The sequence below is a fragment of the Mesorhizobium sp. B2-4-19 genome, assembly GCF_006441315.1.
In the GTDB taxonomy this organism is placed as follows: Bacteria; Pseudomonadota; Alphaproteobacteria; order Rhizobiales; family Rhizobiaceae; genus Mesorhizobium.
The window spans coordinates 37,439-52,992 of record NZ_VFUV01000022.1 but is presented as its reverse complement, the minus strand read 5'-3'; the positions used below and the strand labels follow the sequence as shown (position 1 = coordinate 52,992).

The 15,554-nt window shown below is 63.8% G+C and carries 14 protein-coding genes; 12 read left to right on the top strand and 2 right to left on the bottom strand.

Translation table 11 applies throughout. The features are described 5' to 3' along the window. Positions 1-194: 194 nt before the first annotated feature. The 7 genes from FJ546_RS27710 to FJ546_RS27680 all read left to right on the top strand — a co-directional run bounded on the left by FJ546_RS27710 (position 195) and on the right by FJ546_RS27680 (position 6,736). Positions 195-1,136 (top strand): sugar ABC transporter substrate-binding protein, encoded by a 942-nt coding sequence (locus tag FJ546_RS27710; protein ID WP_140892217.1) that lies wholly within the window; start codon positions 195-197, stop codon positions 1,134-1,136. A gap of 103 nt (positions 1,137-1,239) precedes the next feature. Continuing rightward, positions 1,240-2,316 (top strand): ABC transporter permease, encoded by a 1,077-nt coding sequence (locus tag FJ546_RS27705; RefSeq protein ID WP_140892216.1) that lies wholly within the window; start codon positions 1,240-1,242, stop codon positions 2,314-2,316. Positions 2,317-2,318: 2 nt separating this feature from the next. After that, positions 2,319-3,086: an ATP-binding cassette domain-containing protein gene (locus FJ546_RS27700; RefSeq protein ID WP_140892215.1), complete on the top strand. Its 768-nt coding sequence runs from the start codon at positions 2,319-2,321 to the stop codon at positions 3,084-3,086. A gap of 120 nt (positions 3,087-3,206) precedes the next feature. Beyond that, complete coding sequence (gene iolG / locus FJ546_RS27695) at positions 3,207-4,202, top strand: inositol 2-dehydrogenase (RefSeq protein WP_010912862.1); 996 nt, start codon at positions 3,207-3,209, stop codon at positions 4,200-4,202. 37 nt (positions 4,203-4,239) lie between these two features. Further along, positions 4,240-5,034 carry an SDR family oxidoreductase gene (locus FJ546_RS27690; protein ID WP_140892214.1) on the top strand — a complete coding sequence of 265 codons (795 nt, stop codon included), beginning with the start codon at positions 4,240-4,242 and terminating at the stop codon, positions 5,032-5,034. 183 nt (positions 5,035-5,217) lie between these two features. Continuing rightward, positions 5,218-5,454: a type II toxin-antitoxin system Phd/YefM family antitoxin gene (locus FJ546_RS27685; protein ID WP_140892213.1), complete on the top strand. Its 237-nt coding sequence runs from the start codon at positions 5,218-5,220 to the stop codon at positions 5,452-5,454. 190 nt (positions 5,455-5,644) lie between these two features. After that, a complete protein-coding gene (locus FJ546_RS27680; RefSeq protein ID WP_140892212.1) occupies positions 5,645-6,736 on the top strand; it encodes a 3-deoxy-7-phosphoheptulonate synthase in 1,092 nt (363 codons plus the stop codon). Positions 6,737-6,851: 115 nt separating this feature from the next. On the opposite strand, the gene FJ546_RS27675 is transcribed toward FJ546_RS27680, so the two are convergent. Beyond that, a complete protein-coding gene (locus FJ546_RS27675; protein ID WP_140892211.1) occupies positions 6,852-7,487 on the bottom strand; it encodes a LysE family translocator in 636 nt (211 codons plus the stop codon). Between the two features lie 129 nt (positions 7,488-7,616). On the opposite strand from FJ546_RS27675, the gene FJ546_RS27670 reads away from it, so the two are divergent. Continuing rightward, complete coding sequence (locus tag FJ546_RS27670; RefSeq protein WP_140892210.1) at positions 7,617-8,312, top strand: YafY family protein; 696 nt, start codon at positions 7,617-7,619, stop codon at positions 8,310-8,312. Between the two features lie 9 nt (positions 8,313-8,321). On the opposite strand, the gene FJ546_RS27665 is transcribed toward FJ546_RS27670, so the two are convergent. Next, positions 8,322-9,434, bottom strand: a complete 1,113-nt coding sequence (locus tag FJ546_RS27665) for a Gfo/Idh/MocA family oxidoreductase (protein WP_140892209.1) — start codon at positions 9,432-9,434, stop codon at positions 8,322-8,324. A 156-nt stretch (positions 9,435-9,590) separates the two neighbouring features. On the opposite strand from FJ546_RS27665, the gene FJ546_RS27660 reads away from it, so the two are divergent. The 4 genes from FJ546_RS27660 (at position 9,591) to iolE (ending at position 15,543) form a co-directional block, all read left to right on the top strand. Further along, positions 9,591-10,436 carry a MurR/RpiR family transcriptional regulator gene (locus FJ546_RS27660; RefSeq protein WP_181168117.1) on the top strand — a complete coding sequence of 282 codons (846 nt, stop codon included), beginning with the start codon at positions 9,591-9,593 and terminating at the stop codon, positions 10,434-10,436. Positions 10,437-10,668: 232 nt separating this feature from the next. Then, complete coding sequence (gene iolC, locus FJ546_RS27655; protein WP_140892207.1) at positions 10,669-12,603, top strand: 5-dehydro-2-deoxygluconokinase; 1,935 nt, start codon at positions 10,669-10,671, stop codon at positions 12,601-12,603. Positions 12,604-12,653: 50 nt separating this feature from the next. Then, positions 12,654-14,504, top strand: coding sequence for a 3D-(3,5/4)-trihydroxycyclohexane-1,2-dione acylhydrolase (decyclizing) (gene iolD, locus FJ546_RS27650; RefSeq protein WP_140892206.1), 1,851 nt, complete (start codon positions 12,654-12,656; stop codon positions 14,502-14,504). A 121-nt stretch (positions 14,505-14,625) separates the two neighbouring features. Then, positions 14,626-15,543 (top strand): myo-inosose-2 dehydratase, encoded by a 918-nt coding sequence (iolE, locus tag FJ546_RS27645; protein ID WP_140892205.1) that lies wholly within the window; start codon positions 14,626-14,628, stop codon positions 15,541-15,543. Positions 15,544-15,554: the final 11 nt, after the last annotated feature.

Here is a 15,554-nt window from a genome sequence, read left to right as displayed (position 1 = left end):
TAAATATTTCACCCACTGTACATTTTGGTTCTTTCGTTCCGGGAACCTCTGTTTCAGACAGAGGGTTTGGCGTTCCAGCCCAAGCAGGGAATGCCCCACGGAGCGAAGCGATATCAGGGAGAGATTCCCCGGGGAGATCGGGGATTCCGGATAAATCGGTGCAACCGGACACCAAAAGTGGAGGAGAGATTAAAATGAAGAAACTGCTTTTGGGCGTCGCTTTCGCGGCGCTGATGAGTTCATCGGCTTTGGCCGCCAAGATCGGCGTATCGATGGCCAAGTTCGACGACAACTTCCTCACCGTGCTGCGCAATGGGATGATCGCCCAGGCCAAGGGCATGAGCGGCGTCGAGCTGCAGGTCGAAGACGCACAGAACGACGTCGCCAAGCAGCTCGACCAGATCAAGAACTTCGCCGCATCGGGCGTCGACGCCATCATCGTCAACCCGGTCGACACCTCGGCCACGCAGGCGATGTCGGATGCTGCCGCCGCCGCCAAGATCCCGCTGGTCTATGTCAATCGCGAGCCGGTCAATGTCGACAAGCTGCCCGACAATCAGGCCTTCGTCGCTTCGAACGAGGCCGATTCCGGCACGCTCGAGACCAAGGAAGTCTGCCGCCTGTTCAAGGAAGCCGGCAAGAAGGAAGCCAATGTCTATGTGATCATGGGCGAGCTTTCCAACCAGGCCGCCGTGCAGCGCACCAAGGATATCGAAGAGGTGATCGCCACGCCGGACTGCAGCTTCATCAAGATCATCGACAAGCAGACGTCGAACTGGGATCGCGACCAGGCGCAGAACCTGATGACCAACTGGCTGTCGACCGGCAAGAAGTTCGACGGCGTCATCGCCAACAATGACGAAAGCGCCATCGGCGCCATCCAGGCGATGAAGGCCGCCAACATCGACATGAAGTCGGTTGTCGTCGGCGGCGTCGACGCCACGCAGGATGCGCTTGCCGCCATGCAGGCCGGCGACCTCGACGTAACCGTGTTCCAGGACGCGGCCGGCCAGGGCGCAGGCGCGCTGGACGCGGCGCTGAAACTGTCCAAGGGCGAGAAGGTCGAGCACAAGGTCTATGTGCCGTTCCAGCTTGTGACCCCGGCGAACATCGACAAGTTCCTGAAGAAGAACTGAGCCGCGGATATCGAGAGCGGCGCTGCTCAGGCAGCGCCGCTCCCCCTTCCCTCGGCGCCTGAAGGCGATCGAGGCGCGACCGTGGCTGACGGAGGATAGAAGATTGGCACAGACATCTCATGGCGTCGGAGGGCTCACCTACGATGCGAAGAAGCGCGCGTGGCCGGCCGAATTCAATGTCTTCCTGGCGCTCGTCATTCTCGTCGTCATCTTCGAATTGATCGGCCGCATCTTTCTCGGCGACAGTTTCCTGTTCAACACCCGCAGCGACGTCTCGGGGATCTTCAACGAGGCCCGCCTGCAGATCATCATCCTGCAGGTGTCGATCGTCGGCATCATCGCCATCGGCGTGACGCAAGTGATCATCACCGGCGGCATCGACCTGTCGTCGGGCTCGATCGTCGGCGCGACCGCCATGATCGCCATGAGTTTCGCCCAGGTGGCGACCGTCAACGGCAATCCCAACCCGAAGGCGATGTTCCTGGCGCAAGGCTGGACCGACCTGCCTGTCATCGTGCCGCTGCTGGTGGCGGTCGGCTGCGGTCTGCTCGCCGGCCTGGTCAATGGTGCCCTGATCGCCTACACGCGCATTCCGCCCTTCATCGCCACGCTCGGCATGATGGTGACCGCGCGTGGCATCGCCAAGTGGTGGTCGAAGGGCCAGCCGATCTCGTTCCCGACAGACAGTTTCGCGGCGATCGGCAAGGGCCTGATGCCCGTCATCATCTTCCTGTCGCTGGCTATCCTGTTCCAGCTGATCATGACCTACACCAGATATGGAAAGCACTGTTACGCGATTGGCTCCAATGAGGATGCCGCACGCATGTCCGGCATCAAGATCGCCAACCACAAGATCCTGGTCTACGTCATCGCCGGCATCCTCGCCGCGCTCGCCGCCGTGGTGCTCTGCTCCAAGAACCTCACCGCCCAGGCCGGCATGGGCGTGATGTACGAACTCGACGCCATCGCCATGGCGGTCATCGGCGGCGTCTCGCTGTCGGGCGGCCGCGGCTCGATCATCGGCACGGTGATCGGCTCGCTGATCTTCGGCGTCATCATCTCCGGCTTCACCTTCCTGCGCCTCGACGCCTACTACCAGGAGATGGTCAAGGGCGTGATCATCGTCGGCGCGGTCGTTCTCGACCAGTGGCGCCAACGCCTGCGGGCATTGAGGGCTTGACCATGTCGGACATCGTGTTGAAGACCGAAAAGCTGACCAAGCGCTATGGCGGCGTGCACGCGCTGGAAGGCGCCAATTTCGAGCTGCGCAAGGGCGAGCATGTCGCCATCATGGGCGACAATGGCGCAGGCAAATCGACCTTCGTGCGCCAGATCACCGCTGTCGAACAACGCACCAGCGGCCAGATCTGGTTCGACGGCAAGGAAGTGAATTTTGCCGGCCCGATCGAGGCCCGCACGGCGGGCATCGAGACAGTGTTCCAGAACCTGGCATTGGCAGACGACCTCGACGTGCCGTCGAACCTGTTCCTCGGCCGCGAAAAAGTGCTGTTCAATCTCGGGCCGTTCTCGATCCTCGACCGCAAATACATGCGCAAGGCAACCGAGGCGGCGCTGGTCCGCACCGCGGTGAAAATCCCCAATCTCTCCAACACCATCCGCCACATGTCGGGCGGCCAGCGGCAGTGCGTGGCGATCGCAAGGACGGCCACCTTCGCCTCCAAGCTGATCATCATGGACGAGCCGACGGCAGCCCTTGGCGTGCAGGAGACGGCGCAGGTCGAAAACATCATCCGCACGCTGAAGGACAATGGCGAACCGCTGATCCTGATCAGCCACAATATGCGACAGGTGTTCGACCTGTGCGACCGCATCGTGGTGTTCCGGCGCGGCCGCATCGTCGCCAATCTGCGCAAGGAAAACACCGACGGCCAGGACATCGTCTCCTACATCACCGGCGCCAAGACCGGAGAGGCGGAACTCGCGGCCTAGGCGCAGGGGTCACCCGATTCCGGGACGATCTGCCGCGCCAGGAAAATACCCCAGCCGCCTTTCCCTGACGGGAAGGTGCGGACACAACTCTCTCGAACCCATCCCTCAGAGGAAATATCCATGACTGTTCGTTTCGCCCTCCTCGGTGCCGGCCGCATCGGCAAGGTCCACGCCCGCGCCGTCGGCTCCAACCCCGATGCAAAACTGGTGGCGGTGGCCGATGCCTTCGAGAAGGCGGCAAAAGAGCTGGCGAGCGCCTATGGCGCCGAGGTGCGCACCATCGACGCCATCGAGAAATCCAAGGACATCGACGCCGTCGTCATCTGCACGCCGACCGACACCCATGCCGATCTGATCGAGCGTTTCGCCAAGGCCGGCAAAGCGATCTTCTGCGAGAAGCCGATCGACCTGAACGTCAAGCGCGTCGAGAAATGCCTGGCCGTGGTCGAGAAGGCCAAGGCGACGCTGATGGTCGGCTTCAATCGCCGCTTCGACCCCCACTTCGCCGCCGTGCGCAAGGCAATCGACGACGGCGCCATCGGCACGGTCGAGATGGTCACCATCACCTCGCGCGATCCGGGTGCGCCGCCGATCGACTACATCAAGCGCTCTGGCGGCATTTTCCGCGACATGACCATCCATGATTTCGACATGGCGCGCTTCCTGCTCGGCGAGGAGCCGGTGGCGGTCTCCGCGCACGCTTCGGTGCTGGTCGACAAGAAGATTGGCGAGGCCGGGGATTTCGACAGCGTCAGCGTTATCCTGGAGACGGCTTCCGGCAAGCAGGCCGTGATCTCCAATTCGCGCCGCGCCACCTATGGCTACGACCAGCGCATCGAGGTGCATGGCTCGAAAGGCATGATCGCGGCGGAAAACCAGCGGCCGGTGTCGATCGAACTGGCCAATGAGAAGGGCTATACGCGCCCGCCGCTGCACGACTTCTTCATGACCCGCTATCTCGACGCCTATGCCATCGAGATCGCCTCGTTCATCGCCGCCGCGACGTCCGGCAAGAAGGCGGCGCCGAGCGGCGCCGACGGCCTGGTGGCGCTGAAGCTGGCGGATGCGGCGCTGAAGTCGGCAACGACAGGCAAGACCGTTCGTCTCGACAAGTAAGAACCGGAAATCGGACCCAAGCCACAGGAGCAAAGCGATGAGCGCATCCGCCGATCGCAATTCACAGACACGTGCCATCGTTACCGGCGGGGCGCAAGGCATCGGCTTTGCCGTCGCCGAAGCGCTGGCCGACGAAGGCTGCCGGGCATTGGCGCTGATCGGCCGGTCGCAGGAGAAGGGGGACAAGGCGGTCGCCCACTTCAAAAAGGCCGGCGTCGACGCGATCTTCATCAGCGGCGACGTTTCGAAGGTGGCGGACTGCAAGCGCGCGGTGGCGACCGCGCTCGCGCATTTCGGCACGCTGAACGCGCTGGTCAACGCCGCCGCCACCTCGGCGCGCGGCTCACTGGTCGAGACCTCGGAAGAGCTTTTCGACCAGATCTTCGACACCAATGTGCGGGGTCCCTTCTTCCTGATGCAGGGGCTGGTCACGCATCTCCTGGAGCGCAAGGCGCCGGGCTCGATCGTCAACGTGCTGTCGATGTCGGCGCATGCCGGCCAGTCCTTCCTGACACCCTATTCGACCAGCAAGGGCGCGCTGATGACGCTGACCAAGAACGTCGCCAATGCCTATCGCTTCAACCGCATCCGCTGCAACGCCGTGCTGCCGGGCTGGATGGATACCGAGGGCGAGGACATCGTGCAGAAGAAATGGCACGACGCCCCGGACGACTGGCTGGCGAAAGCCGAGGCCGCGCAGCCGATGGGCCAGTTGGTCAAGCCGGACCAGCTCGCGCGGCTGATCAGCTACATGGTCAGCCCGCAATCGGGCGTCATGACCGGGTCGTTGGTCGACTACGACCAGAGTGTTGCGGGGTCGTCGCCGGAATAGTCTCGACCGTCAGCCGCACGTCCGGAAACAGCTCGGCCATACGTCGGCGAGACGAACCAAAATATTGGTGCGGACGTAACCGGCTCCGCACCCAAGCAACGAAACGCGGCTTCAAAAGGTCCCCGTTGCGGCGGCATCGCCATTCCCGCATATTCATGTAGTCAGAACGCTCATGAGGATGGGATGCTATCTGGATCCAAAGATACCAACTGGACTGTCACCGCGGCAAAAGCCCGGTTTTCGGAAGTTATTGAGCGAGCGCAGTCCTCGCCGCAGACGGTCACCAGAAACGGCAAACCAGTCGTGGTTATCGTCTCGGCTGAAGAATGGCGTCAGAAAACCACGCGAAAAGGCACACTTGCGGAGTTCCTGCTGGCCTCGCCGCTGCGCGGTGCCGATCTCCTCGCATCAAGCACGTGACAAACGCCCCGGCTTCGACTATATGAGCCGCATGATCCACCTGTCCGCCACCTATTGGTACTTTAGCAGCTCGCTGGCGGCGGGAGGATTGCGCTCGATCTGAAGATTGCAGCAACAAGATCCGAACAGCCGCCAGACCTGGCGGCTTTTTTGTTTCAGCCGGCAGGTCTCCTAACAGGAGCAGAAAGCCGTGTTGACCACCACAGACGACCTCCGGGTCAAGGAAATCCGAGAACTGAGCACGCCGGACCAGGTGATGCGGGAGATCCCGCGCACGCTGACGGCGACGCGCACCGTGAGCGCCTCACGCAACGCCATCCATGCTATTCTGAACGGCACCGACGACCGATTGCTTGTCGTCGTCGGACCTTGTTCGATCCACGATCCGGTCGCGGCCGTTGACTATGCCAGCCGTCTGGCGGCGCTGCGCGAGACCCTGTCCGACCGGCTCGAGATCGTGATGCGGGTGTATTTCGAGAAGCCGCGCACGACGGTCGGCTGGAAAGGCCTGATCAACGATCCCGACCTCGACGGCAGCTTCAACATCGACAAGGGGCTACGGATGGCGCGCAACGTGCTGTCGGCCGTCAACAATCTCGGCCTGCCGGCGGCGACCGAATTCCTCGACATGACCACGCCGCAATACATTGCCGACCTCGTCGCCTGGGGCGCCATCGGCGCGCGCACCACCGAAAGCCAGATCCACCGCGAGCTGGCCTCGGGCCTGTCCTGCCCGGTCGGCTTCAAGAACGGCACCGACGGCAATCTCAGGATCGCCGGCGAGGCGGTGAAATCGGCCGCCCAGCCGCATCATTTCATGGCGGTGACCAAGGGCGGGCGCAGCGGCATCGCCACGACCACCGGCAATGAGGACTGCCACGTCATCCTGCGCGGCGGCGTTCAGCCCAATCATGACGCGGCGAGCGTCGAGGCGGCCTCGGTCGAACTCGCCCGCATCGGTGTCGCGCCGCGGCTGATGATCGACGTCAGCCACGCCAACTCGGCCAAGAAGCCGGAGAACCAGCCGAAGGTGGCGGCCGATGTGGCCGGCCAGGTGGCGGCGGGCGACGAGCGCATCATCGGCCTGATGATCGAGAGCAATCTCGTCGCCGGCCGGCAGGACGTCGTGCCCGGCAAGCCGCTGGTCTATGGCCAGAGCATCACCGACGGCTGCATCGACTGGGCGACCACCGAGACCGTGCTGCACGGCCTTGCCGGCGCCGTCGAATGGCGGCGGTCGGCACGCCGCGCCATGCTGGAAAGCCGGCAGGGCGCCGCCTGATCCGATGACGATGTGGGAGGGGCGGCGCTGGAGCATGATCCCGAAAAGTGGAGACCGGTTTTCTCGGACAAACGGTTTCCGTTTGTCCAGAGATCATGCTCCAACAAAGGGCAGATTACGCCGCCCTCAGCCCTTCCCAGGCGGTGAACACCGAGACGGCAAAGAGCAACAGCCCGGCCGCCCGGCCGGCCAGAATGGTCGCCCGCGGATTGGCGATCAAAAGCTTGCGGCTGCGCCCGGCTGATATCGCGAGCCCACCATAGATCGCGGCCTGCGTGATCACCGTCATAAGCCCCATGACAGTCGCCTGCACCCAGATCGGGCCGTAGTCCGGCTTCAGGAACTGCGGATAGACCGCAAGCACGAACAGATAGGCCTTCGGATTGATCAGGCAGGTCACCAGGCCCTGGCGAAACGCCTTCCATGCGGAGCGGCTGCCGACAGGCCCATCGCGACCGACGGTGATGGAGCTGCGCATCAGCGTGATGCCGATGAAGGCCATGTAGGCGGCGCCGGCAATCAGCAGCGGCTTGAACAGGATCGGCACGAAATGCATGAGAAGGCCAACGCCGATCGCCCCGTTCAGCGTGTGCACCATACCGCCGACCATGATGCCGCCGGTCGCGGCCAGGCCCCTGTCGCGGCCGCCGGTCAGCGCATTGGCCAACACGAACAGCATGTCCATGCCCGGAACGGCGATGATGCCGAACAGCAGGATAAAGAAAAGCCAGAGATTTTCCGCGTAACCCATGTCAGTTGCCTGTCGCCTCGTTCCACCAAGCCGCAGCGGAACCTGTTGATTTTCAATTCGATAGGCAGTCCTATAGGTCGACCCAACTGACAATGGTGTGTCAGTTGCGGTCGGAGCGGGGTGAGGAAAATGCGCAAGGCGTCACGCCTGTTCGAGATCATCCAGATCCTGCGGCTGGCGCGGCAGCCGGTGACGGCCGCCATGATCGCCGAGCGTTTGGAAGTGACGATCCGATCGATCTATCGCGACATCGCCGCACTTCAGGCGATGCGCGTGCCGATCGAAGGCGGGCGCGGCATCGGCTACATACTGCGCCCCGGTTTCGACCTGCCGCCGCTGATGTTTTCGATCGAGGAGATGGAGGCGATCGTGCTGTCGCTGGCGCTGCTGGAGCGCACGGGCGACGAGGAGCTCAAGCAGGCGGCCAAGCGCGTCAGCAGCAAGATCGCCGGCGCGGTGCCGCCGCCGCTGCGCCAGACATTGGACGCCAATGCGCTGCACGCCTGGGGTTTTGCCGCACCCTCGGCCGGCACGATCGACCTGGCGCTGGTGCGCCGCGCCATCCGCGACGAGGAGAAGCTCGATCTTTCCTACCGCGACGAAGCAGGCCGGACCACGCAACGCATCGTCCGGCCGATCGCGCTGATCTATTACGCTGAGTCCGCCAACATCGTCGCCTGGTGTGAGCTGCGGCACGCCATCCGCAATTTCCGCAGCGACCGCATCGAGGATTGCCGCGCGACCGGGCTGCACTTCAAGGGCGAAGGCGACCGCCTGCGGCAGATCTGGGTCGACGGCTGGGAGACCCCGGCCATCGGCGGTTAAGGTGAGCGGCTATTGCCGCACACCCACCCAACGCTTCTCCTCGAAGGAGCGTGCCATGGCGTGCACGGTGCGCTCAATCTCCAGACCTTCGGCGAATTCGATGAGGCGCGCCGGCCCGCCGGCAAGCCGCGTCAGCAATTCGTGGCATTCGATGATCTTGAGGTCGTTGAAGCCCAGGCCGTGGCCGGGCGCCGGCAGGAAGGCGTCGTAGGGCTTGTGGTGCGGCGCGACCAGGATGGTGCGGTAGCCCTGCTCGGTCGGGCGATCCGCGGTGAGATAGAGCTGCAATTCGTTCATCCGCTCCTGGTCGAACAGGATCGAGCCCTTGGAGCCGAAGATCTGGATGGCGATGCGGCCCTTGCGGCCCCAGGCCGAGCGGTTGACCTGGAGCGTGCCGGCAATGCCGTTTTCCAGATGCATCAAGACGCTGGCGATGTCGTAGGTCTCGACCGCGCGGCGTCCGCCGCCGGCGAGCTTGCGGTCGGCATAGGGCTTGGCCATGTCGCAGATGACGCTGGCGACGCGGCCGAACAGGACCGAGACCAGCGACAGCGGATGCACGGCGAAATCGTCGAGCGCGCCATAGCCGGAAGCGGCCTCGTGCTTCCAGAAGAACAGCGCCTCGGGATCGGCCATGAAATCCTCGTCCATCTCGATGCGCAGATGGTTGACCTCGCCGATGATGTTCTCGTCGAGCAGTGCGCCGATGTGACGGATGGCCGGGCTCTGAATATAGTTGTAGCCAAGGGCAGCGACCTTGCCGGATGTCTTCGCCGCTGCCGCCATCGCCTCGGCTTCGGCAAAGCTCGGCGCCATCGGCTTTTCGCACCACAGATGCTTGCCGGCCCGGAGAATGGCGATGGCCATTTCCGGATGGAACTGGTTGGGCGTGGTCAGCGAGACGATGTCGACCTCGGGATCGTCGACGACGGCGCGCCAGTCGCCGGAGGCCTTGGCAAAGCCGAACTCGCCGGCCTTGCGACGGGCAAGCTCCTCATTGACCTCACCGAGATGGACGAGCCTGGGCTTGGCCACATCTGGGAAGACGGCGCCGACGGCACTCCACGCGATGGCGTGACACTTGCCCATGAAACCCGTGCCGATAAGACCGACGCCGACCATTTTCCGTTTCCTCCGCTGCCTGAAGCACTGCGTGGATGAATTAGTCCATTTTCTCCAAGAATGGAATGTCTGCCTCATTTTTTATGGCGTTCTTGCGCAGGCTCGCTATGATGGGGCAGAGAGGACGCTTCACGGATGAGCTTGGACGGGCCGACGATGGACGAACGGATACCTCGCGACTTCGAGACGCTGCGCGCTACCATCCTCGACCGGCGCGAAAGCCTGCCGAAGCGCATCGCCCAGATCGCCGCCTACGCGCTCGACAATCCCGACGACATCGCCTTTGGCACCGCCGCCAGCATCGCCGCCTCGGCCGGCGTGCAGCCCTCAACCCTGATCCGCTTTGCCCAGCAGTTCGGTTTCGACGGCTTCACCAGCCTGCAGCAGGTGTTCCGCGAGCGGCTGCGCGAGCGCAACTCATCCTATGACGAGCGGCTGCAGGCGCTGCGCGCCAAGGCCGAGGGCGCCGCCGGCCACCGAGCAATCTTCGACGGATTCGTCGCCGCCGCCAGCACCTCGCTCAACGACATTTCGCGCACGCTGGATGACGCGCATCTGGAAGACGCGATTTCGCTGCTGGCAAAGGCGCAGACCATCTATGTCTTAGCCAGGCGGCGCTCCTATCCGGTGGCGACCTATATCGCCTATGCGCTGGGCAAGCTGAAGATCCGCAACCAGTTGATCGAATCGGCCGCCGGCCTGAACGCCGAGATGATCGCCTTCGCCACGCCCGCGGACGCCGTCATCGCCATCTCCTTCTCGCCTTACGCGCCGGCCACCATCGAGGAAGCACGCACCATTTCGGAACAGGGCGTGCCGATCGTCGCCATCACCGACAGCTCGTTTTCGCCGCTCGCCCAGTTCGCCAGGGTCTGGTTCGAGGTTGCCGAGGCGGATTTCGCCGGCTTCCGTTCGCTGTCGGCGACGATGGCGCTGGCCATGGCGCTGACCGTCGGCGTCGGCGAGAAGCGGCGCGATATGGGCCGCAAGCGCAAAGGCTGAGCCTACACCCTTTCTTCTTTGACCATGATCTTTTCCGAAAACCGGCAGCCACTTTTCACTTACGCGGTCCTTTGGTTCGGGATCATGGTCAGGCGATTTTAGATGAAGGAATGCTCATTCCATATTGACTATGGATTGGAATTATTATTTCATATTCCCGGCACCACGCTGCCGCTCGCGCGTGTTACCCAAACAATGTTGTTGCTGACAACAAGACTGACGGGAGGATCCAATGAGCGAAGCCGTGGACGCCAAACAGGTGCCGCTCGACGTCATCACCATCGGTCGCGCTTCCGTCGACCTCTATGGCCAGCAGATCGGCTCGCGGCTGGAGGACATCACCTCCTTCGCCAAGTCGGTCGGTGGCTGCCCGGCCAACATTTCGGTCGGCACGGCGAGGCTCGGCTTGCGTTCGGCGCTGCTGACGCGTGTCGGCGACGAGCAGATGGGCCGCTTCATCCGCGAACAGCTGAAACGCGAAGGCGTCAACACCGACGGGCTGAAGACCGACAAGGAGCGGCTGACCGCCCTGGTGCTGCTTTCGGTCGAGAGCGAAGGCGTTTCGCCGATGATCTTCTACCGCTCGGACTGCGCCGACATGGCGCTGGCGCCGGAAGACATCGACGAGGCCTTCATCGCTTCGGCACGTTCGATCGTCGTCACCGGCACGCATTTTTCGCGCCCCAACAGCGACGCCGCCCAGCGCAAGGCGATCCGCATCATGAAAGCCAAGGGCGGCAAGGTTGTCTTCGACATCGACTATCGCCCCAATCTGTGGGGCCTGGCCGGCCATGCCGAAGGCTTCGAGCGCTACGTCAAATCGGACCGGGTCTCGGCGCAGTTGAAGACGGTGCTGCCCGATTGCGATCTCATCGTCGGCACCGAGGAAGAGATCATGATCGCCTCAGGCGCCGACGACTGCCTGAGCGCGCTGAAGACGATCCGCGCGCTGTCGGCGGCCACTATCGTCTTGAAGCGCGGCGCCATGGGCTGCATCGTCTATGACGGACCGATCAGCGACGATCTCGAGGATGGTGTCGTCGGCAAGGGTTTTCCGATCGAGATCTACAATGTGCTGGGTGCCGGCGACGCCTTCATGTCCGGCTTCCTGCGCGGCTGGCTGGGTGGCGAAGACCATGCGACGGCGGCGACCTGGGCCAATGCCTGCGGCGCCTTCGCCGTGTCGCGGCTGCTGTGCGCACCGGAATATCCGACCTTCGAGGAGCTGCAGTTCTTCCTCAAGAACGGCAGCAAATACAGGGCGCTGCGCAAGGACGAGGCGATCAACCATATCCATTGGGCAACGACCCGCCGGCGCGATATCCCGTCGCTGATGGCGCTCGCCTGCGACCACCGCGTGCAGCTCGAGGACGTGGCGGTGAAGGCCGGCGCCGATCCGGCGCGCATCCGCGATTTCAAGGTTCTGGCGGTCAAGGCGGCGGCGAAGGTCGCCGCCGGCCGCGACGGCTACGGCATGCTGATCGACGAGAAACATGGCCGCGAGGCGATGTTCGAATTCGCTGGGCATTCCTTCGCCTGGCTCGGCCGTCCCGTGGAATTGCCGGGCTCGCGGCCGCTGCGCTTCGAGTTCTCGCAGGACATCGGCTCGCAGCTGGTGGAATGGCCGGTCGACCATTGCATCAAGTGCCTGTGCTTCTACCATCCCGACGATCCGGCGGCCTTGAAGGAAGAACAGCAGCAGAAATTGCGCGCGCTGTTCGAGGCGGCGCGGAAAGTCGGCCGGGAACTTCTCATCGAGATCATCGCCGGCAAGCACGGCAAGCTCGACGACACGACCATTCCACGCGCGCTGGAAGAGCTCTATGCGCTCGGCATCAAGCCGGACTGGTGGAAGCTCGAGCCGCAGGCGTCGAGCGGCGCCTGGGCGAGGATCGAAGCTGTGATCCTGAAGCATGATCCGTGGTGCCGTGGCATCGTGCTGCTTGGCCTGGAAGCGCCGCAGGACGAGCTGGAAGCAGCGTTCGCCGCCACCGCCAAGGCGCCGATCGTCAAGGGATTTGCCGTCGGCCGCACCATCTTCGTCCATGCGGCCGAGGAGTGGCTGGCCGGCAGGATGTCGGATGACGAGGCTGTCGCCGACATGGCCTCGCGCTTCGAACAGTTGACCGAGGCGTGGCTTGCCGCGCGCGGCCGCAAGGCAGCATAAGAAGGCGCGGCACAAGAAGGTACGGCATTGGGACTGCGGAGGAAAACACCATGAACAAGACAATCCGCCTGACGATGGCGCAGGCGCTGACCCGCTTCCTGTCCCGCCAGATGACCGAGATCGACGGTGGAAAAGTGCCGATCTTCGGTGGCGTCTGGGCGATCTTCGGCCACGGCAATGTCGCCGGCATGGGCGAGGCGCTCTACCAGGTTCGCGACGAATTGCCGACCTTCCGCGCCCACAACGAACAGGCGATGGCGCATGCGGCGATCGCCTATGCCAAGGCCAATTTCCGCCGCCGCGTCATGGCCGCGACCTCTTCGATCGGACCCGGCGCGCTCAACATGGTGACGGCGGCCGCACTTGCGCATGTCAACAGATTGCCTGTCCTGTTTTTGCCTGGCGATGTCTTCGCCAACCGTATTCCCGACCCTGTGCTGCAGCAGGCCGAGGACTTTTCCGACGGCACGGCGACGGTCAATGATTGCTTCCGTCCGGTGTCGCGCTATTTCGACCGCATCACCCGACCCGAGCAGATCATTCCGGCGCTCAATCGCGCCATGCAGGTTCTGACCGATCCGGCCGATTGCGGTCCGGTGACGCTGTCGCTTTGCCAGGATGTGCAGGCCGAGGCCTATGACTATCCCGAAAGCTTCTTCGCCGAGCGCGTCTGGCACCAGCGCCGGCCGCGCCCGGACCGCCACGAACTCGCCGCCGCTGTGGCGGCACTCAAGGGCGCGAAGAAGCCGCTGGTGATCGCCGGGGGCGGCGTTCTCTATTCGCAGGCTTCGGACGAACTGGCCAAATTCGTCGAGGGCGCCGGCACTCCGGTCTGCGAGACGCAAGGCGGCAAATCCTCGCTGCCGGACGATCATCCGCTCAACATGGCGGCGGTCGGCGTCACCGGCACCTCGGCGGCCAATCGGCTGGCCGAAGACGCCGATGTCGTGCTCGCCATCGGCACGCGCCTGCAGGATTTCACCACCGGCTCGTGGGCGCTGTTCAAGAATTCCGGCAAGACCATCATCGGGCTCAACGTCCAACCTTTCGACGCCGGCAAGCACCGCGCCCTGCCACTGGTCGCCGATGCGGCCGAGGGGCTCGCAGAACTTGGCGCGGCGCTGAAAGGCTGGAAGGCGCCTGCCGCCTGGACCGACAATGCGGCCAAGGGCAAGAAGGCCTGGCAGGCCGACGCGGCCAAGGTGACGGCGTCGACCAACGCCGCCTTCCCGTCCGACGCTCAGGTGATCGGCGCGGTGCAGCGCGCCATGGGCTCCGGCGTGACGCTGCTGCATGCCGCCGGCGGTCTGCCCGGCGAACTGCACAAGCTTTGGCAGGCCGGCGCGCCCGGCTCCTACCACGCCGAATACGGCTTCTCGACCATGGGCTACGAGATTGCCGGCGGGCTCGGCACCAAGATGGCCAAGCCCGGCGAAGAAATCGTCGTCATGATCGGCGACGGCTCCTATCTGATGCTGAATTCCGAGATCGCCACTTCGGTGATGCTGGGTTTGAAGCTGACCATCGTGCTGCTCGACAACCGGGGCTATGGCTGCATCAACCGGCTGCAGATGGCGACCGGCGGCGCCAATTTCAACAACCTCTTGAAGGACTCGCGCCACGAAATCCTGCCCGACATCGACTTCGCCGCGCATGCGGCGAGCATGGGCGCGATATCAGAGAAAGTGCCGTCAATCGCCGGCCTGGAAAACGCGTTGCAGAAGGCCAGGACGAACGACCGCACCACGGTGCTGGTCATCGACACCGACCCGCTGGTCTCCACCGACGCCGGCGGCCATTGGTGGGATGTGGCTGTGCCGGAAGTCTCCGCGCGGCCGCAGGTGAACGCGGCGCGCAAGGCCTATGACGAGAGGCGCCAGATGCAGAGCGTCGGCGATTGATGCTAAGTCGGCGCTACCCCCATCTCCCCCTTGTGGGGAGGTCGGACCGAAGGTCCGGGTAGGGTCGGCGCCGCCCCCCACCCCACAAGGGGGAGGGTAAACACTAAACTGGAGTGACGACTTGAAAGCCAAACTGGGCATGTCCCCCATAGCGTGGTGGAACGACGATCTTGCGGAACTCAGCGATGACGTGTCGCTTGAGGAGTGCTTGCGCCAGTCGCGTTCGGCCGGCTTCACCGGCATGGAGATGGGCCGGCGTTTCCCCAACGATCCCGCCGTCATGCTGCCGATCCTGAAAGCCGCCGACGTGACGCTGTGCGGCGGCTGGTTTTCCGGCACGCTGGTCGATGAGGAGATGAGCAGGAACAAGGATCGCATCCAGCCGATGATCGAGCTGTTCAAGGCGGTCAACGCGCCCTGCATCGTCTATGGCGAGGTCGGCCGCTCGATCCAGGGCGACCGCTCGAAGCCGCTGGCCACCAAGCCGAAACTTTCAGGTGACGAGATGAAGGCCTATGCAACGCGCCTGACTGAATTCGGCGAATGGTGCGCCGAACAAGGCATGCCGCTGTCCTACCACCATCACATGGCGGCGGTGGTGGAGACGGAGCCGGAGCTCGACGCCTTCATGCGCCATTCCGGCGAAGGCATTCCTCTGCTGCTCGATGCCGGACATCTGGCCTTTGCCGGCGGCGATGTGCTACGCGCCATCGACAACCACCACAAGCGCATCAGCCATGTGCATGTGAAGGATGTGCGCATGGGTGTGATCGACAAGCTGGACCGCACGAAACAGTCCTTCCTCGACGCCGTGGCGCTCGGTGCCTTCACCGTGCCGGGCGACGGCTCGCTGGACTTCGGCGCCATTGTGCAGCGCTTCGCCGACCATGGTTATGAGGGTTGGTTCGTGGTCGAGGCCGAGCAGGACCCGAAGAAGAACCCGCCGCTCAAGATGGCGCAGGTCGGCCACAAGGAGCTGATGCGGGTGATGACATCCGCCGGCTACACGGTCGAAACCCAGGGTTTTCCGAATGCCTGACGCGACTTCAC